Source organism: Inquilinus ginsengisoli (genome assembly GCF_050434925.1).
GTDB classification, from domain to species: domain Bacteria; phylum Pseudomonadota; class Alphaproteobacteria; order DSM-16000; family Inquilinaceae; genus Inquilinus; species Inquilinus ginsengisoli_B.
In genome coordinates this window covers 6,213,172-6,231,752 of sequence record NZ_JBNDJK010000001.1, presented here as the reverse complement: position 1 = coordinate 6,231,752, position 18,581 = coordinate 6,213,172, and the positions used below count along the sequence as shown (strand labels likewise).

Genomic DNA, 18,581 nt, shown 5'->3' with positions numbered 1-18,581 from the left:
AACAATGAAGACCATGCTTCTCGCCGCCGCCGGTGCCCTGGCGCTGACCGCGGCGCTCCACGGCCCCGCCGCCGCGGCCTGCGACCCGGACTATTCCGGCGTGACTCTGACCGCGGGCTCGCAGACCGGGCCGTTCATCGCCCTGGCGCTGCAGATGGCGGCCAAGACCTGGGAGCAGAAGACCTGCGGCAAGGTCAATGTCGTCGAGTTCCCGTTCGGCGAGCTGTACCCGAAATACCTGACGGCGATGACCGCCGGCGAATCGACCTTCGACGTCATCACCTTCGCCCCGGCCTGGATGCCGGACTTCTCCCCCTATCTGTCGGAGATGCCGGAGTCGGTGCGCCAGGGCAAGGACTGGGAGGACATCGCCCCGGTCTATCGCGACCGGCTGATGGTGTGGGACGGCAAGCACCTGTCGCAGACCATCGACGGCGACCTCCACACCCTGTCCTACCGCCAGGATCTGTTCGACGACCCGAAGGAGAAGGACGCGTTCAAGGCCAAGTACGGCTACGACCTGGCCGCGCCGAAGACCTGGAAGGAATATTACGACATCGCCGAGTTCTTCACCCGGCCCGACCAGAAGCTGTGGGGTACGGCGGAGGCGTTCCGGCGCGGCGGCCAGCAGTTCTGGTTCTTCTTCACCCACGCGGCCAGCTACACCAACGACCCGCAGAACCCGGGCAGCATGTTCTTCGACCCGGAGACGATGGACGCCCAGGTCAACAATCCCGGCTGGGCCAAGGCGCTTGAGGACTACATCAAGTCGGTGAAGTTCTCGCCGCCGGGGGCGCTGAACTTCTCCTCCGGCGACATCCGCACCGCCTTCTCCGGCGGCCAGGTGGCGATGAACTTCGACTGGGGCGATACCGGCGTGATCGCCGCCGACAAGACGCAGAGCAAGGTAGCCGGCCATGTCGGCTCGGCCCTGACCCCGGGCTCGACCGAGATCTGGAACCACAAGACCAAGGCCTGGGACAAGTCCGACCAGCCGGTGTTCTCGCCCTTCATGGCCTTCGGCGGCTGGCAGGCGGCGGTGCCGGCGGCGGGCAAGAATGTCGAGGCGGCCTGGAACTACATCGAATGGGTGTCGAACCCGGAGAACAGCGGCATCGCCACGGTGACCGGCGGTTCCGGCGTCAACCCGTACCGGCTGAGCCATTTCGCGCCCGACCGCTGGCTGGCCAAGATGACCAAGGAGGAGGCGGACGAGTATCTGGCGGCGCAGCGCGGCAGCCTTGAGGCCAAGAACGTGGCCCTCGACATGCGCATCCCCGGCTACTTCTCCTACACCGAAGTGCTGGAGATCGAGCTGTCCGAGGCGCTGGCGGGCGAAGTAACGCCGCAGCAGGCGCTCGATACGATCGCCCAGGAGTGGAACAAGCTGACCGACGAGTTCGGCCGCGACACCCAGCTCGCCGCCTATCGCGCCTCGATGGGCCTGCCGCCGCTGAAGAAGTAGATCGGACCCGCCCCGCCGCGCGCTGTGGCGGGGCGGCGCGCCGAAGCTCGAGACCCAAGGACATTATGGCCCGCGTCAGACTCGAAGCCGTCACCAAGGCCTTTGGCGACGTGCCCGTCATCCCGTCGCTCGACCTCGAGGTCGCGGACCGCGAATTCGTCGTGCTGGTCGGCCCCTCGGGCTGCGGCAAGACCACGACCCTGCGCATGATCGCCGGGCTGGAGGCGGCGAGCGCCGGCACCATCCGGATCGGCGACCGCGACGTCACCCAGCTGCGCCCGGGCCTGCGAAACTGCGCCATGGTGTTCCAGAACTATGCCCTCTATCCGCACATGACGGTGCGCGAGAACATCGGCTACGGCATGAAGGTGCGCGGCGAGCCGAAGGCCGAGATCGAGGCCAAGATCGCCAACGCCGCGCGCATCCTCGGCCTCGATCCCTATCTCGACCGCCGGCCGAAGCAGCTGTCCGGCGGCCAGCGCCAGCGCGTCGCCATCGGCCGCGCCATCGTGCGTGACCCGGACGTGTTCCTGTTCGACGAGCCGCTGTCCAACCTCGACGCCAAGCTGCGGATCGAGATGCGGGCCGAGATCAAGGCGCTGCACCGGCGGCTGCAGACCACCATCGTCTATGTCACCCACGATCAGGTCGAGGCCATGACCATGGCCGACCGGGTGGTGGTGATGAACCAGGGCCGGATCGAGCAGGCGGCCGAGCCGCTGACCCTCTATGAGCATCCGGCCAACCTGTTCGTCGCCGCCTTCATCGGCGCGCCGAGCATGAATTTTTTGCCCGCGACCCTGGTCGGCGACGGCGGCTTGCGCCTGGCGGACGGCACGGTGCTGCCGGTGCCCGCGGCCAGGCGCGCGGCGCTGGCCGGGCGCGACGGCCTGGCCGTCACCATCGGCCTGCGGCCGGAGCATGTCGCCGGCGGCGCCGCCGGGCCGGTGTCGCTGCCGATCCTGCCGCGCGTGATCGAGCCGCTCGGCGCCCACACCCTGATCCTGGGCGAGGTCGCGGGGGCCAGGTTCACCGCCCAGGTCGACGCCCACTACCCGGCCCGGCCGGACGAGCCGACGACGATCAGCCTGGATCCCGAGCGGCTGCACCTCTTCGAGACGGAAAACGGCCGGGCTGTGGGATCGTAGTCCGGTCATAAAAGGTCAGTCATATAGTCTGGTCGTATAGTCTAGTCATAAGGGGGAATGAATGAATGCTGTGCGTTGGGGGCTTCTGCTCCTGCTGACCCTGGCCGCCTGTGTCCCGACGCCAGCGGCGCCCCCGGCGCCACCCGCACCACCGCCACCCTCCGCCATCATCGATTCAGCCGCTCTGCTGCAGGATGTACGGCTGCTTTCGGCCGACGAGATGGAGGGGCGCGGCACCGGCACGCCCGGGATCGAGAAGGCCCACGCCTATCTGGCCGAGCGCTTCCGACAGGTCGGGATCCGGCCCTTCGGCGCCTCCTATGACCAGGCCTATTCCGGCCGCAACCGGCGGGGAGTGGAGGTCAGCGGCACCAACCTCGTCGGCTACCTGCCGGGCACCGGCCAGGAGCAGCGCTACCTCGTCGTCACGGCGCATTACGACCATCTCGGCACCCGCGGCGGCCGCATCTACAACGGCGCGGACGACAACGCCTCGGGCACCGCAGCGCTGCTCGCGCTGGCCGGATATCTCGGCAAGCACCCGACCCGGCATCCGGTCATCTTCGCCGCCTTCTCCGGCGAGGAACTGGGCATGCAGGGCAGCGAGGGCTTCGTCCGTACCCCGCCGGTCCCGCTCTCGGCCATGGGGGTCGAGATCAACATGGACATGATCAGCCGCAGCAGCCGCAACGAGGTCAGCATCCTCGGGACCTGGCACTATCCCTTCCTGCGGCCCTGGCTCGAGCCGCTCTCCGGCAGGGCGGGGGCACCGAAGATGATGTTCGGCCACGACTCGCCGGAGCCGAAGGAAGAGGACTGGACCCTGCGGTCCGACCACGCCCCGTTCCACAAGGCGGGCATCCCCTTCGTCATGTTCGGGGGCGAGGAGCACGCCGATTACCATCGCCCGACCGACGATTTCGAGCGGATCAACCCGGTGTTCTATGTCCGCACGGTCGAGATGATCACCCGAGCCGTGGCGGTCCTGGATGAGAGGTTGGACGAGTTTCCGACCCGGGGCGGCGCCTGAAGCTGTTGGTCAGTGGATAGGGGCGGCGCTCCACAGGACCGCCGCGCTTGCAGGAAATTCGGTGTATGACAATATCATACTCGTCACTCTTGCCGGAGCTTGCTGATGGCCCGCACAAGCCGCCCCGTCACCGTTACCCTGGGTGACCTGCAGGAACATGTCGAAGCCCGCGTAAGGTCAGGGGCCTATGCCTCGACCAGCGAGGTCCTGCGGGCCGCGGTTCGGGCGCTGGATCGCGAGGAACAGGCGATCGGCGATTGGCTGAAGGAGAAGGTCGATGAGGCCTTCGCCGATCCGGCCCCGAGCGTACCGGCCCGCGACGTCTTCCGCCGGCTGAGGGCCTATCACGCCGAGCAGGCCAAGGCGGATACGGAGTGAAGTACCAGGTCCGGTTCAGGCCGCGGGCCGAAGCGGACCTGTTCGATCTGCATCGCCATATCGCCGCCGCATCGGGCCGCGCTGCCGCGGGTGGCTATATCGATCGGATCGAGGCGGCCTGCCTGTCGCTCGGAACCTTTCCGGAGCGCGGCACCCGTCGGGACGAAATCCGCCCGGGCCTTCGGGTGATGGGATTCGAGCGCCGGGCCGTGATCGTGTTCCAGATCTCCGGCGATGAGGTGGTCATTGCCCGCGTTTTCTACGGGGGCCGCGACTACGAACGGGCCTTGCTTGGCGCGACCGACGATTGATCGTCTGATCTTTCGCGAGCTGTGCCGTCACGCCTTCGGCTTGCCGTAGACCCCGCGCAAGAAAAAATCCCAGATCGCGTAGACCAGCGCGGCACCCCACAGGAACAGCCACAGCCGGTCGCCCAGCCACAGGAACTCCGCCGCCAGGGCGGCGATCAGGAAGACGACGATCAGCAGCCGGACCCAGAGGGGTTCGAGCCAGGGATGGGCTTGTGGGGTCGGCATCGTCTCCAGCGGGGTCAGGCAGGGCAGGGGCGGGGGAGAGTGGCACGGACCGCGCCCGGCATCCAGCCCGTCGCGGCGCTCCGCGGCCCGCGCTATGGTCAGGGGGATTCGCGACCGACAAGGAACCCCGCCGATGCCGAAGATCATCCTCGACTGCGACGTCGGCATCGACGATGCGCTGGCCATCCTGTGGCTGGCCGACCGGCCGGGGGTGGAGATCGCGGCGCTGGGCAGCGTGCACGGCAACGCCCATGCCGAGACCGCTGCCGTCAACGCCCAGCACGTCTTCGACGTGGTCGGGCTCGGCCATGTCCCGGTTGCCGTCGGGGCCGAGTCGCCGCTGGCCCAGCCGGTCAGCATCAGTGGCCATGTCCATGGCGATGACGGCCTCGGCGGCTACGGGCCGAAGGCGCCGCTGCGGCCCTTCGCGGCCGAGACCGCGGCCGAGCAGCTGGTCCGGCTGGCGCGGGCCGAGCCGGGAGCGTTCAGCCTCCTGGCCACCGGGCCGCTGACCAACCTGGCGCTGGCGCTGCATCTCGAGCCGGACCTGCCGCGGCTGGTCGACCGTGTGGTGGTGATGGGCGGCGCGGTGACGGTGCCGGGCAACATCACCGCCGCGGCCGAGGCCAACATCTTCCACGACCCGGAGGCGGCCGAGGCGGTGTTCGCCGCATCCTGGCCGGTCACTTTGGTCGGGCTCGACGTCACCATGACCGCCTGGCTGGGCGCGGCCGAGCTGGCGCGGATCGAGGCCGATTCCCGACCGCGCGGGCGCTTCGCCTGGTCGATCCTGCAGCATTATGTCGGCTTCTATCACACCCGCTACGGCATCCGCGGCTGCGCCCTGCACGACCCGGCGGCGGCGATGCTGCTGCTCGACCCCGGCCTCGCCGACTATGATGACTGGCCAGTCCGGGTCGAGCTCAGCGGCGACCTGACTCGCGGCATGACCCTGGCCGATCGCCGGGGCGTGCCCGAGGAGCAGGGCGCGGCCGTGCGGCCCGCCGTGCGGGTGGCGACCCGGATCGACCGCGATCGCGTGGTCGGCGGCTTCCTCGACGGGCTGCTGCGCTGACGGCGGGAAGTCGACCCGCCGGCTATTCTTGCCGATTGTCACGATACATCCGGTCGCAGCCTGTCGGTGATCCGGCCGTCGGGCAAGGTGGCGCGCCTGATGCCGAAAGAACGATCAACCCCTGCGCGTGGATTGGTCGGATGATTATTCGGAAAGCACGCGGTTCGGGCGGCGTTTGATTGAAATACCATATCCCAGTGGTTCGCTGGCAGCGGCAAACCAAAAAACCCGTGCATTTATCCATGATGTTCCATTAAATGACCCTCCCCCGGCAGCGTGCTGCCGGGACGATCTTGCGGTTTCGCTCCGGCGAAGGCCGGAGCAAAAAGGGGAGGTTTCATGAAGGTTCGTACTCTGCTCGCGGCGGGGGCTGCGGTCGTCGCCGTGGCGGGCTTCACCGCTTCAGCCCAGGCCGGCGCGACGTTTGATGCCGTCAAGCAGCGCGGTTTCATTCAATGCGGCGTCAACACCAGCCTGGCCGGTTTCGCGCTGGCGGACAGCCAGGGCAAGTGGGCCGGCATCGACGTCGACACCTGCCGCGCCCTGGCCGCGGCGGTGTTCGGCGACCCCGAGAAGGTCAAGTTCACCCCGCTGAACGCCCAGGTGCGCTTCACCGCGCTGCAGTCGGGCGAGATCGACGTGCTGGCCCGCAACACCACCTATTCGCTGTCGCGCGACACCTCGCTCGGCCTGACCTTCACCGCCACCAATTTCTATGATGGCCAGGGCTTCATGGTGAACAAGTCGCTCGGCGTGTCGAGCGCGAAGGAGCTGAACGGCGCCACCATCTGCGTCCAGCCCGGCACCACCACCGAGCTGAACCTGACCGACTGGTTCCGCGCCAACAAGCTGGACTTCAAGCCGGTCGTGATCGAGAAGCTGGAGGATGTCGAGGCCGCCTTCTTCTCCGGCCGCTGCGACGCCTACACCACCGACGCCTCGGGCCTGGCCGGCACCCGCGCCGCCAAGGCGCCGAAGCCGGACGACTACCTCATCCTGCCCGAGATCATTTCCAAGGAGCCGCTGGCGATCGCCGTGCGGCAGGGCGACGACCAGTGGGCCGACATCACCCGCTGGGTGTTCTTCGCCCAGGTCCAGGCCGAGGAGAGCGGCGTCACCAGCGCGAACATCGACAGCTTCGCCGATTCTCCGGACCCGACGATCCAGCGCTTGCTGGGCAAGACCCCGGGCATGGGCGAGGCGCTCGGCCTGCCGGAGACCTGGGCCTACAACGCCATCAAGCTGGTCGGCAATTACGGCGAGATGTTCGAGCGCAACGTCGGCGAGAAGACGCCGCTGGGCCTCAAGCGCGGCTTGAACGCGCTGTGGACCCAGGGCGGCCTGCAATACGCGCCCCCGATCCGGTAACCAGTGATGATGCCGCCGACCCCGCAACGGGTCGGCGGCGTTGTTTTCGGGGCCTGGGATCCTCGGGCCAAGAAGAAGCGACAGGGCGGTTTGAGCGAGGTGTGACGCAATGACCATGGACGTTGCCGCGGCAGGAACTGCCGTGCGCCGTGGATCCGCTATCAACGACCCCAGACTCCGGGCGATTTTCTACCAGGTTGTGCTTTTGCTGGTGGTCGTCGGCATCGGCTGGTTCCTGGTCTCCAACCTGATCCACAACCGCGAGGTCCGCGGCATCCAGACGGGCTACGGGTTCCTGACGCGCGAAGCCGGCTTCGCCATTTCCGAGACGCCGATCTCCTATTCGCCCAGCGACCCTTATGCCCGAGCCTTCCTGGTCGGGCTGGTGAACACGCTGCAGGTCTCGGTCCTCGGCATCATCCTCGCGACCCTGCTGGGGCTGGTCGTCGGCGTCAGCAAGCTGTCCTCGAACTGGCTTCTGGCCAAGCTGGCCGCAGCCTATGTCGACATCGTCCGCAACATCCCGCTGACCGTGCAGCTGCTGCTCTGGGCCGGTCTGATCCGGGTCAGCGCCCCGCCGCCGCGCCAGGCGGCGAATCCGGTGCCCGGCGTCTTCATCAGCAATCGCGGCATCCAGGTCCCCTCGGTCGAGAGCAACCCGATCTTCCTGTGGATGCTGATCGCGGCGCTGGTGGCACTGGCCATCGGCTGGGGGATCGCCCGTTGGGCCCGACGGCGTCAGGCTGCCACCGGCCAGCCGTTCCACAGCTTCTGGGTCGGGCTCGGCCTGTTCATCGGCCTGCCGCTGGTGGTCTGGCTTGTTGGCGGCGCGCCCGCGGCCTTCGAGATTCCGGAGCTGAAGGGCTTTAACTTCCAGGGCGGCTGGACGCTGACGCCGGAATTCGCGGCGATGGTGATCGGCCTGACCGTCTACACCGCCGGCTTCATCGCCGAGATCGTGCGCGGCGGCATCCTGGCCGTGTCGCACGGCCAGACCGAGGCGGCCCGCGCCCTCGGCCTGCATTCCGGCGTCACGCTGCGCCGCATCGTGCTGCCGCAGGCGCTGCGCACCATCATCCCGCCGCTGACCAGCCAGTACCTCAACATCACCAAGAACAGCTCGCTGGCGGTAGTGATCGGCTATCCGGACCTGGTGTCGATCGGCAACACCATCGGCAACCAGACCGGCCAGGTGGTCGAGGCGATCTCGATTTTCATGGCGGTGTATCTGTTCATCAGCCTGTCGATCTCGATCGGCATGAACATCTACAACCGCCAGATGGCGCTGCGGGAGCGTTGATCATGGCCAGCACCACCCGAGCCTTGACCGAGCCTTTCGTCGCCACCCAGGAGATCCCGGCGGCACCGCCGCCGGGTTCGACCACCGGTCCGATCGCCTGGGTCCGGCAGAACCTGTTCAACTCCTGGTTCAACGCCATCCTGACGCTGCTGATCGCCTATCTGGCGATCCGGCTGGTCCCCCCCTTCGTTCAATGGGCCCTGATCGATCCGGTCTGGGGCCCGTCGACGCCGGACGAGTCGCCAGCCGACGTGGTGGCCGCCTGCCGGGCCGCGACCGGCGCCTGCTGGGCCTTCGTCGAGGAAAAGTACCGGCTGATCTTCTTCGGCCTGTACCCCTATGGCGAGGAATGGCGGCCGATCATCGCCATGGCGATGCTGATCGGCCTCGCCATCGCCAGCACCATGCGCCGCTTCTGGGGCAAGCGCCTGATCGTCGCCTGGGTGGTGGTGATCATCGCCGCCATCAGCCTGATGTACGGCGCCGTGCCGCTCGGCTTCCTCGATATCCCGATTCCCGGCCTGACGCTGGTCGAGACCCGGAACTGGGGCGGGCTGCCGCTGACGCTGGGCCTGTCGATGATCGGCATGGCGCTGGCCTTCCCGCTCTCCGTCCTGCTGGCGCTGGGCCGCCGGTCGCATATGCCGGCGATCCGGACCCTGTGCGTGTCCTATATCGAGCTGGTGCGCGGCGTGCCGCTGATCACCGTGCTGTTCATGGCGTCGGTGATGTTCCCGTTGTTCCTGCCCGAGGGCTGGAACTTCAACTACCTGCTGCGGGCCCAGGTGGCGATCATCCTGTTCACCGCCGCCTATCTCGCTGAAGTGATCCGCGGCGGCCTGCAGGCGATCCCCAAGGGCCAGTTCGAGGCGGCCGACAGCCTCGGCCTCAGCTATGGGCAGAAGCAGCGGATGATCATCCTGCCGCAGGCGCTCCGGATCTCGATCCCGGCGCTGGTCAACACCTTCATCGGCGCCTTCATGGACACCACGCTGGTGATCATGGTCGGCCTGTTCGACCTGCTCGGCGCCGCCCGCCTCGGCCTGTCCGATCCGATCTGGGGACCATTCTACAAGGAAGCCTATCTGTTCGTGGCGCTGCTGTTCTTCGTCTTCTGCTTCGCGATGTCGCGATACTCGCAGCGTCTGGAAACCTATCTGAGCCGGGGCACGCGCCGCCGCTGACGGAGAGATGAAAATGGCTGTAAATCCACAAGCGACTGCCGCCGCGCCGGAAATCCTGATCCAGATGTCCGGGGTCAACAAATGGTATGGCGAGTTCCATGTCCTCAGGGACATCAACTTCGCCGTCGAGAAGGGCGAGAAGGTGGTGATCTGCGGGCCCTCGGGCTCCGGCAAGTCGACCCTGATCCGCTGCCTGAACCGGCTGGAGGAGCACCAGAAGGGCTCGATCGTCGTCGACGGCATCGAGCTGACCAACGACGTCAAGAACATCGACGCCATCCGCCGCGAGGTCGGCATGGTGTTCCAGCAGTTCAACCTGTTCCCGCATCTGACGGTGCTGGAGAACCTGACCCTCGCCCCGATCTGGGTTCGCAAGACCCCGAAGAAGGAGGCCGAGGAGACGGCGATGTACTTCCTCAAGCGGGTCAAGATCCCCGAGCAGGCGCAGAAGTACCCGGGCCAGCTCTCCGGCGGCCAGCAGCAGCGCGTGGCGATCGCCCGCTCGCTGTGCATGAAGCCGAAGATCCTGCTGTTCGACGAGCCGACCTCGGCGCTCGACCCCGAGATGATCAAGGAAGTCCTCGATGTCATGATCGAGCTGGCGCGCGAAGGCATCACCATGATCTGCGTCACCCATGAGATGGGCTTCGCCCGTACCGTGGCGAACCGGGTGATCTTCATGGATCGCGGCCAGATCGTGGAGCAGAACGAGCCCGAGGAGTTCTTCAAGAACCCGAAGTCGGAGCGCACCAAGCTGTTCCTGAGCCAGATCCTGGCGCATTGACGGGCAGGGCGCCGCCGCGGCGGCGCCCCGGTCCATCCGTCCCGAGGCCGGCGAGGCGCTGCTCCGCCGGCCTTTTTCATGCCCGGAGCCCGCCACTCCGCTGCTGCAGCCCGATGGCTTTCGCTGAGCCAGGGCATCGCCCGACCCGCTTCTCCCTGACCATCCTGACGGCTCCGACGGCCAAGTGTGGCTGCTCGGCCACAGTTCGTTGCGATTTTATCTTACATACATTCTAGGATGTATAATGCGATTGCCGCCTCCGCGAGGCTGGGACTATGGTCGCCGAAGTCTCGGGGCATCGTTCCAGCCGGCCATCAGGGTCGAACGGACTGTGCCTTCCAAGACACAGATCGGCGCCGTTTCGGGGGACTCGCTTTCGACACGGCCGCCATCGCCCGACCGGCAGCGTCGGGTTCTGCCTGCAAGCCCCGATGGGCAGCCAAGACGGGGCAGGCAAGCAGGCGGGCCGAGAGGCGTCTTGAGCGAACCGCCCTGCATCGGTGTGGGGCATAGGAGGGAAGAATGAAGAAGGTATTGCTGGGTGGCACGGCGCTGGTCGCCGCCGCCCTGATCGGCGCGATGCCGGCATCGGCGGAAGACGCCAATGTGACGTCCGGTCTTCAACTGAAGATCAGCGGCTTCGTCGGGTCCCAGGCGACCCTGTCTCTGGGCGACAGCCAGAACGACGAGTTCGCCCGCGACTATGACTTCCAGACCAACGCCCGGATGATCTTCGACGTCAAGAACGTCACCGATTCGGGCCTGGAGTACGGCGGCCGCATCCGCTTCAACTCGGTCAACCGCCGGGAAGACGTCCAGGTCGACCGTACTTACGTGTATTTGAAGGGCGCCTTCGGTCAGGTGACCTTCGGTAACGCGCCGACGACGGCCGACGACTTCGGATACGTCTATGCGCATGACGAGCTGAACGGCGACATGGGCCTGGGCGCCGGCTTCGGCGACCTGCTCGACGGCAACTTCTTCCTCGGCGGCGGCGACTTCTTCTCGATCGACGCGACCTACCTCGCCGGCGTGAGCAATGCCGACACCCGCATCAAGTACACCTCGCCGACCTTCGACGGCTTCAGCTTCGGCGTCGACTTCACCCCGGTGATCGGTGGTCCGGACCACGCCGGCAACGGCGGCCGCAACGACCTGTTCAACGACGACGAGACCGTCTATGAGAACGTCGTCAGCGCCGGCGTCAACTACGAGCAGACCTTCGACTCCGTGTCGGTCCGCGTCGCCGCGTCGGCCATCACCGGCAACGGCGTCCTGACCTCCGGGTCCGGAGCCAACCCGGGCGGCCACGACCTCGAGGTCTACACCCTCGGCGGCCAGGTCGGTTCCGGCGGCATCACCGCCAGCGTGAACTGGACGCACAACGAGCAGACCGCGAGGGCCGACAAGCCGGTCGACACTATCATCGGCGACCTCAGCTACCAGTTCGGTCCGTTCCTGGCGTCGGCGTCCTACGCCTACACCTGGGCCGACAAGGGCAACGGCCTGAACTCGTCCTACGGCAGCGGCGAAGACCTCAAGGACAACCACATGGCCGGTGTCAACCTGACCTACACCCTGGCCCCGGGCCTCAACACCTATGCTGAGGTGCTGTACGAGAAGCAGAACTTCCGTCAGGGCGCCGAGTGGGAGTCCGCCAGCCTCGGCACCGGTATCGTCCTCGGGTTCTAACAACCCCGGACGAGCCCGGACCGAAAGGTTGGCTCGAGAAGACCGGACGTGACGGACCACTCCTAACGGTCTCTGTCTCGTCCCCTCGAAGGCTGAAACGTCACGTCCGGTCGAAGGAGGATGCGCGGCTCTGCAGGCCGCGCATCCTTTTTTATTGCCTTTTCAGGACGGCCAGTCGGCCGAGACGCAATCCTTCCGTAACATACGTTCATGTATGTATATTCCTGTTGCTTCACTCCACCTCGCAGCTTACGATTTTGTAACCACGCGGACGGGTCGATGCCCGGCGGCCTCCAGGCCCCAGGCGGCCCCGACGCTTCCGCGGGATGCACTCTCGATGTCCTGAAGCAAAGCCAAGCCTCGGCGCCGACGGCCGCCTTTCTCCGGCAGCCGATGTGGTCAGCACACCGGTGCGGCCGTCGAGACGGGCCGAGTGGAGGAGGGGAAGTGAAGAAGGTTCTTCTCGGTGGGGCGGCGCTGGCCGCCATGGGACTGGCCGGCGCCGCGCCGGCATCGGCGGCCGACGCGAATGTGACGTCCGGCCTGCAACTCAAGATCAGCGGCTTCGTCGGCTTCCAGGCCACGTTGAATCTGGGCGATACTCAGAACGACGAATTCGCCCGCGACTATGACTTCCAGTCCAATGCTCGGTTGATCTTCGACGTCAAGAACGTCACCGATTCGGGCTTGGAATACGGCGGCCGCATCCGGTTCGAATCGGTCAACCGCCGCGACGACGTCAATGTCGACCGCACCTATGTCTATCTGAAGGGCGGCTTCGGCACGGTGACCTTCGGCAATGCGCCGACGGTGGCGGACGATATCGGCTACGTTTATGCCCATGACGCCCTGGCCAGCGAAATCGGCGCCGGCGGCATGAATTTCGGCGACCTGCTGGACGGCGACTTCCCGCTGGGCGGCGGCGATCTCTACTCGCTCAATGCGACCTATCTGGCGGGGCTGAGCAACGCCGATACCCGCATCAAGTACACCTCGCCGACCTTCAGCGGCTTCAGCTTCGCCTTTGATTTCACGCCGGTGGTCGGCGGCGCGAATCATGCCGGCAATGGCGGCCGCAACGACCTGTTCGACGACGACGACACCTATTACGAGAACGTCGTCACCGGCGGCGTCAACTACGAGCAGACGTTCGATTCCGTCTGGGTCCGGCTGGCCGCCACCGCGGCCTACGGCAACGGCGTCCTGACCTCCGGGGCGGGCGCCAACCCGAACGGCAACGACCTCGAGGTCTACACCCTCGGCGGCATGGTCCAGTCGGGCGGCATCGCCGCCAGCGTGAACTGGACTCATAATGAGAGCATCGCTGTCGCCGAGAAGCCGGTCGACTCGATCGTCGCCGATCTCAGCTACCAGTGGGGTCCGTATCTGGCGTCGCTGTCCTATGCCTATACCTGGGCGGACAAGGGCAACGGCCTGGACTCGCAATACTCCAGCGGCACCGACCTCCAGGACAACCACATCGCCGGCGCGAACTTCACCTACACGCTGGCGCCGGGCCTCAACACCTATGGCCAGGTGATCTACGAGATCCAGAACTATCGCGCCGGCCAGGATTGGGAGACCGCCAATCTCATGACCGGCGTGCTGCTGGCGTTCTAAGAACACCGTCACCTGGTGACGGCTCGGGAAGACCGGGCGTGACGGACCACTCCTGACGGTCTCTGTCTCGTCCCCTCGAAGGCTGAAAAGTCATGTCCGGTCGACGGAGGATGCGCGGCTCTGCAGGCCGCGCATCCTCCTTTTTTTTCGGCAGGGGTCGATCGGGATTTTCTCATTTATGCTTTATTTACATACATTCACGAATGTATATAGATATTGCCCGAAGCTTACGGCAAGCTTACCGTCTGGATGTCTCCCGGTTGAGTTTCCACGCCCGAACTTGCGTGACGGAGCGGAACTCGCCGCGGGGGACTTCGTCTCTATATGTCTCGGTGCAGTTTCTCACGGCCCCCGGCGGGCCTGGCTCCGGCAATGAACGCGATCCGGATACAGGCAGTCGTGACGGTGGGGCGGGAGGAGGGGAAGTGAAGCAGGTTCTTCTCGGTGGGGCGGCGCTGGCCGCCATGGGGCTGGCCGGCGCGATGCCGGCTGTGGCGGCCGACACGAATGTCACCTCGGGTCTTCAACTGAAGATCAGCGGCTTCATCGGCTTCCAGTCGACCCTGGTGCTCAGCGACAGCCAGCACAGCAGCCTCGACCGCGACTACGACTTCCAGTCCAACGCGCGGGTGATCTTCGACGTCAAGAACGTCACCGATTCCGGCCTGGAATACGGCGGCCGCATCCGCTTCGATTCGGTCAACCGCCGCGACGACGTCAACGTCACGCGCATCTACACCTATCTCAAGGGCGCCTTCGGCACTCTGACCTTCGGCGACGCGCCGACGGTCGCCGACGATATCGGCTATGTCTATGTCCATGACGACCTGGTCGGCGACATGGGCGCCGGCGCCATGGATTTCGGCGAGCTGCTGGACGGCGACTTCCCGCTGGGCGGCGGCAACTTCTATTCGATCAACGCCACCTATCTCGCCGGGCTGACCAATCAGGACACCCGGATCAAATACACCTCGCCGATGTTCAACGGCTTCAGCTTCGCCGTCGACTTCACGCCGGTGGTCGGCGGCGCGGACCACGCCGGCAATGGCGGCCGCAACGACCTGTTCGACGACGACGAGACCTATTACGAGAACGTCGTCACCGGCGGCGTCAACTACAAGCAGACATTCGGCGACTGGTCGGTTCGGGGCGCGGCCACCGCGGCCTATGGCCATGGCACCCAAACCTCGGCCTCCGGTGCCAACCCGCACGGCAATGATCTCGAGGTCTACACTCTCGGCGGCCAGGTCGGGTACCAGGACTTTCATGCCAGCGTGAACTGGGTTCACAATGAGAGCATCGCCGTTGCCGACAAACCGGTCGACACCGTCATCGGCGACATCAGCTATCAGATGGGGCCGTTCCTGGCGTCGCTGTCCTACGCCTATACTTGGTCCGACAAGGGCAACGGCCTGGACTCGCAATACACCAGCGGCACCGACCTCCAGGACAACCATATCGCCGGCGCCAACGTCACCTACACGTTGGCTCCCGGCCTCAACACCTATGCCGAGGTGATCTACGAGAAGCAGAACTTCCGCGCGGGCCAGGATTTCGAGAACGCCAATCTGATCACCGGCGTCATTCTCGGGTTCTGATACCAGTGGCCTTTGAGATCGGCTGTTCGATCCCTCTCCGTCTTGGCGAGGAGCGAAGCGACGTGGCCATCCAGGAGGCCGGGTGCGAGCGGCCCTGGATGGCCACGCCCCTTTGGGGCTCGCCATGACGGGTCAATGTTTCGGGCCCCTGGTATAACGTCCTGTGCCCCGGCGTCAGGTCGCGAGCGGAATGTGCGGCGCAGCCGTCCGCGGCAACAGCCCTGTAACGCGCGGGTCGGGCTTGCGCACCGTCCGCTGCGCATAGGGCACGAAGCCGGCGCGCTGGTAGTGGGCCAGCGCCTTCGGATGGTCGAGGGTGCAGGTGTCGACCGTCATCCGCCGGATCGGCCGCGCCCAGGCCAAGTCGATCAGCGACCACAGCAGGAACGGTCCCAGCCGGCGGCCGATGAATTCCGGGATCAGCCCGAAATAGGCCAGGTCGGTGGTGTCGCCTTCGGCCTGGAACAGCTCGCCGAAACCGGCGGGCGTGCCGTCGAGATACAGCACATAGACGCCGGTGCGCTCGTCGTTCAGCCGCTCGGCCAACCGGTCGTCGCCCCATTCCCGCCGGTCGGTCCACAGCCAGTTGGCGCCGACCGTGTCGTAGAGATAGCGATAGAAGGACACGGTCGCCGGCTCGGCCCGCATCAGCAGGTGCCGGGCCAGGGGCGGGGGCGGCGGATTGCGCAGCGGCTTGGCCGTCATCTCCAGCTGGGTGACGGTGACCGCCAGCTCCGGCACGGCGTTCACGACCGCCTCCGCGCCGGTCCGGTCTCGACCGGCGTGTCCCCCGGCATGCCCCATTCGGACCAGGATCCGTCATAGACCGCCGCATCCTCCCGCCCGATCCGGTGCAGGCCCAGCGCCAGGACGCAGGCGGTGATGCCGCTGCCGCAGCTCGCTGTCACCGGGCCGCTCTCCGGCAGGCCGGCGGCGGCGAAGCGCGCGGCGATGTCTTCCGGCGGCAGCAGGGTCTTGGTCGCCGGGTCCAGCAGCTCGCCGAAGGGCAGGTTCAGCGCGCCCGGGATATGGCCGCCGCGCAGGCCGGGCCGCGGCTCCGGCGCCGTGCCCTCGAAGCGCTCGCGTGCCCGGGCGTCGATCACCGTGCCGACCCGGCCAGCCAGCACCTCCGCCTTGCTGCGCACCAGCGCCGGCCGCGGATGCGGGGTGAAGCGCGCCGGGGCGGGAGCCTTCGGCACGCTGGTCTCCAGCGGTCGGCCCTCGGCCTTCCAGGCCGGCAGCCCGCCATCCAGCACCGCCACGCCGTCATGGCCGAAGGCGCGCAGCATCCACCAGGCGCGGGCCGCGCTCATCAGCCCGTGCACATCGTAGCAGACGACGAAACTGTCATTGCCGATGCCCAGCGCCGCCATCCGATCGGCGAACAGCCCGGGCGGCGGCAGCATGTGCGGCAGCCCGCCCGGTGCCTTGCTCTCCGGCGCCGCGATGTCGTCGACATCGAACAACACCGCGCCCGGGATATGGGCCTCGGCGAACTCCGCCGCGGCGTCGCGGTTGGTGCCCGGCAGGTGGTAGCTGGCGTCGACGATGCGGACATCCGGATCGTCGAGATGGTCGGCCAGCCAGGCGGTGGAGACGATGGTGTTCATGCTTCGCCTGCGAAGGTGATGACGACCCGGCGGTTCTGCTTGCCCTTGTTCTCGATCTTGGCGATCGCGAGGGCGCCGATCTCCGCTGTGTTGCGGACATGGGTGCCGCCGCAGGGCTGCAGGTCGACCGGGGCGGCGGCGTCGCCGATCCGCACCAGCCGGACCCGGCCGAGGCCGCTCGGCGGCTTCACCGACATGGTCCGCACCAGCTCCGGCCGCGCCGCCATCTCCTCGTCCGTGATCCACTCGGTCCCGATCGGCAGGGCGGCGGCCACCAGCTCGTTCAGCCGGGCGGTGATCGCCGCGGCGTCCAGCGCGTCGCCCGGCAGGTTGAAGTCGAGCCGGCTGCGCTCGGCACCGATCTGGCCGCCGGTGACATCGCCTGGCACGGCGACGCACAGCAGGTGCAGCGCGGTGTGCATCCGCATATGGCGGTAGCGGCGCTCCCAATCCAGCGCCAGCTCGACCGGCGTGCCGGGGGCGGGCAGGGCGGCGCCCTCGGCCGCGACATGACGGACCTCGTCCGGGGTCGCGCCCTTGCGGGTGTCGGACACCGCCGCCTCGCCGCCGGCCCAGCGGATCGCGCCGCTGTCGCCCGGCTGGCCGCCGGCGGTGGCATAGAACACGGTCCGGTCCAGGACGATGCCCTCAGGCGCCGCGGCGACCACGGTGGCCGTCGTCTCGCGGGCATAGGCGTCGTCGCGGAACAGCAATTCGGTCATGCGCTGGTCTCCAGCCAGTCGGGTTCCGGCAATCCCTTCTCGCGCAGGAAGTCCGCATTGTAGAGCTTGGACTGATAGCGGCTGCCGTGGTCGGCCAGGATGGTGACGATGGTGTGGCCCGGCCCCATCCGCCGCGCCATCTTCACCGCGCCGGCCAGGTTGATGCCGGTCGACCCGCCCAGCAGCAGCCCTTCCTCCCGGGCCAGGCCGAACAGGATCCGAAGTGCTTCCTCGTCGGTGGCCTGCTGCGCCCAGTCGAGCGGCATGCCTTCGAGATTCTTGGTCACCCGGCCCTGGCCGATGCCCTCGGTGATCGAGCTGCCCTCGGCCTTCAGCTCGCCATGCTCGTACCAGTTGTACAGCGCCGCCCCCAGAGGGTCGGTCAGGGCGATCTGGACCTTCGGGTCGCGCTCCTTCAGCGCCAGGGCGACGCCGGCCAGGGTGCCGCCGGTGCCGACGGCGCAGGTGAAGCCGTCGACGGTGCCGCCGGTCTGCTGCCAGATCTCCGGCCCGGTGGTGCGGTAATGGCCCTCGCGGTTGGCGACATTGTCGAACTGGTTGGCCCAGATCGCGCCGTTCGGCTCGGTCTGCGCCAGCTCCGCTGCCAGGCGCTCGGAGTAGCGGACGTAGTTGTTCGGATCCTTGTAGGGAACGGCATCGACCTCGACCAGCCGGGCGCCGGCCAGGCGGATCGCGTCCTTCTTCTCCTGGCTCTGGGTCCGCGGCAGCACGATGACGCTGCGGTAGCCCAGCGCCCGGCCGACCAGCGCCAGGCCGATGCCGGTGTTGCCGGCCGTGCCCTCGACGATGGTGCCGCCCGGCTTCAGCGTGCCGCGCGCCTCGGCGTCGCGGATGATCGCCAGCGCCGCCCGGTCCTTGACCGAGCCGCCGGGGTTGAGGAACTCCGCCTTGCCCAGGATCTCGCAGCCCGTCTCCTCCGACAGGCGGGCGAGGCGGATCAGCGGCGTGTTGCCGATCGCGCCGACGAAGCCGTCGACGATCTGGCGGGAAGGCGTGTCGCTCATGCTCGGTCCCAATTCTCGGCTCGGGAAGTCCCCAGAGACCTTAGAG

The 18,581-nt window shown here is 67.1% G+C and carries 18 protein-coding genes; 13 read left to right on the top strand and 5 right to left on the bottom strand.

The features are described from left to right. Positions 1-4: 4 nt before the first annotated feature. The 5 genes from QFZ27_RS29745 (at position 5) to QFZ27_RS29725 (ending at position 4,332) form a co-directional block, all read left to right on the top strand. On the top strand, positions 5-1,465 hold the full coding sequence (locus tag QFZ27_RS29745) for an extracellular solute-binding protein (protein WP_429230071.1): 1,461 nt from the start codon (positions 5-7) through the stop codon (positions 1,463-1,465). A gap of 65 nt (positions 1,466-1,530) precedes the next feature. Then, entirely contained in the window at positions 1,531-2,613 is a 1,083-nt protein-coding gene (locus QFZ27_RS29740) for an ABC transporter ATP-binding protein (protein ID WP_429230070.1), read from the top strand. A gap of 61 nt (positions 2,614-2,674) precedes the next feature. Then, positions 2,675-3,643: a M28 family peptidase gene (locus tag QFZ27_RS29735; RefSeq protein ID WP_429230069.1), complete on the top strand. Its 969-nt coding sequence runs from the start codon at positions 2,675-2,677 to the stop codon at positions 3,641-3,643. 105 nt (positions 3,644-3,748) lie between these two features. Beyond that, positions 3,749-4,021, top strand: coding sequence for a ribbon-helix-helix domain-containing protein (locus tag QFZ27_RS29730; RefSeq protein ID WP_429230068.1), 273 nt, complete (start codon positions 3,749-3,751; stop codon positions 4,019-4,021). Continuing rightward, positions 4,018-4,332: a type II toxin-antitoxin system RelE/ParE family toxin gene (locus QFZ27_RS29725; protein ID WP_429230067.1), complete on the top strand. Its 315-nt coding sequence runs from the start codon at positions 4,018-4,020 to the stop codon at positions 4,330-4,332. Before QFZ27_RS29730 ends, QFZ27_RS29725 begins: the two co-directional genes overlap by 4 nt. 27 nt (positions 4,333-4,359) lie before the next feature. Here the strand turns inward: QFZ27_RS29725 and QFZ27_RS29720 are convergent, their stop codons facing one another. Next, positions 4,360-4,557, bottom strand: a complete 198-nt coding sequence (locus tag QFZ27_RS29720; RefSeq protein WP_380307568.1) for a hypothetical protein — start codon at positions 4,555-4,557, stop codon at positions 4,360-4,362. A gap of 133 nt (positions 4,558-4,690) precedes the next feature. Here QFZ27_RS29720 and QFZ27_RS29715 point away from each other — a divergent pair, with 133 nt between their 5' ends. From QFZ27_RS29715 to QFZ27_RS29680, 8 genes are all read left to right on the top strand, one after another. Further along, positions 4,691-5,632 carry a nucleoside hydrolase gene (locus tag QFZ27_RS29715; protein ID WP_429230066.1) on the top strand — a complete coding sequence of 314 codons (942 nt, stop codon included), beginning with the start codon at positions 4,691-4,693 and terminating at the stop codon, positions 5,630-5,632. Between the two features lie 339 nt (positions 5,633-5,971). Beyond that, positions 5,972-7,000: an amino acid ABC transporter substrate-binding protein gene (locus QFZ27_RS29710; RefSeq protein WP_429230065.1), complete on the top strand. Its 1,029-nt coding sequence runs from the start codon at positions 5,972-5,974 to the stop codon at positions 6,998-7,000. 109 nt (positions 7,001-7,109) lie between these two features. Beyond that, entirely contained in the window at positions 7,110-8,300 is a 1,191-nt protein-coding gene (locus QFZ27_RS29705) for an amino acid ABC transporter permease (protein ID WP_429230064.1), read from the top strand. Positions 8,301-8,302: 2 nt separating this feature from the next. Then, a complete protein-coding gene (locus tag QFZ27_RS29700) occupies positions 8,303-9,484 on the top strand; it encodes an amino acid ABC transporter permease (RefSeq protein ID WP_429230063.1) in 1,182 nt (393 codons plus the stop codon). Positions 9,485-9,497: 13 nt separating this feature from the next. Then, on the top strand, positions 9,498-10,268 hold the full coding sequence (locus QFZ27_RS29695) for an amino acid ABC transporter ATP-binding protein (RefSeq protein WP_429230062.1): 771 nt from the start codon (positions 9,498-9,500) through the stop codon (positions 10,266-10,268). Positions 10,269-10,790: 522 nt separating this feature from the next. After that, entirely contained in the window at positions 10,791-11,960 is a 1,170-nt protein-coding gene (locus QFZ27_RS29690) for a porin (protein ID WP_429230061.1), read from the top strand. 447 nt (positions 11,961-12,407) lie between these two features. After that, positions 12,408-13,580 carry a porin gene (locus QFZ27_RS29685; RefSeq protein ID WP_429230060.1) on the top strand — a complete coding sequence of 391 codons (1,173 nt, stop codon included), beginning with the start codon at positions 12,408-12,410 and terminating at the stop codon, positions 13,578-13,580. Between the two features lie 425 nt (positions 13,581-14,005). After that, positions 14,006-15,178: a porin gene (locus QFZ27_RS29680; protein ID WP_429230059.1), complete on the top strand. Its 1,173-nt coding sequence runs from the start codon at positions 14,006-14,008 to the stop codon at positions 15,176-15,178. Positions 15,179-15,352: 174 nt separating this feature from the next. Here the strand turns inward: QFZ27_RS29680 and QFZ27_RS29675 are convergent, their stop codons facing one another. Genes QFZ27_RS29675 through QFZ27_RS29660 form a run of 4 tightly spaced genes read right to left on the bottom strand, consistent with a single transcriptional unit; the run spans position 15,353 to position 18,535 of the window. Beyond that, positions 15,353-15,928: a GNAT family N-acetyltransferase gene (locus QFZ27_RS29675; protein ID WP_429230058.1), complete on the bottom strand. Its 576-nt coding sequence runs from the start codon at positions 15,926-15,928 to the stop codon at positions 15,353-15,355. Then, positions 15,925-16,788: a 3-mercaptopyruvate sulfurtransferase gene (sseA, locus tag QFZ27_RS29670; protein ID WP_429230057.1), complete on the bottom strand. Its 864-nt coding sequence runs from the start codon at positions 16,786-16,788 to the stop codon at positions 15,925-15,927. The genes QFZ27_RS29675 and sseA overlap by 4 nt, the downstream gene beginning before the upstream one ends. After that, positions 16,785-17,510: an alanyl-tRNA editing protein gene (locus QFZ27_RS29665; RefSeq protein ID WP_429230056.1), complete on the bottom strand. Its 726-nt coding sequence runs from the start codon at positions 17,508-17,510 to the stop codon at positions 16,785-16,787. Before QFZ27_RS29665 ends, sseA begins: the two co-directional genes overlap by 4 nt. Continuing rightward, positions 17,507-18,535, bottom strand: coding sequence for a cysteine synthase A (locus QFZ27_RS29660; protein WP_429230055.1), 1,029 nt, complete (start codon positions 18,533-18,535; stop codon positions 17,507-17,509). Before QFZ27_RS29660 ends, QFZ27_RS29665 begins: the two co-directional genes overlap by 4 nt. Positions 18,536-18,581 lie beyond the last annotated feature (46 nt).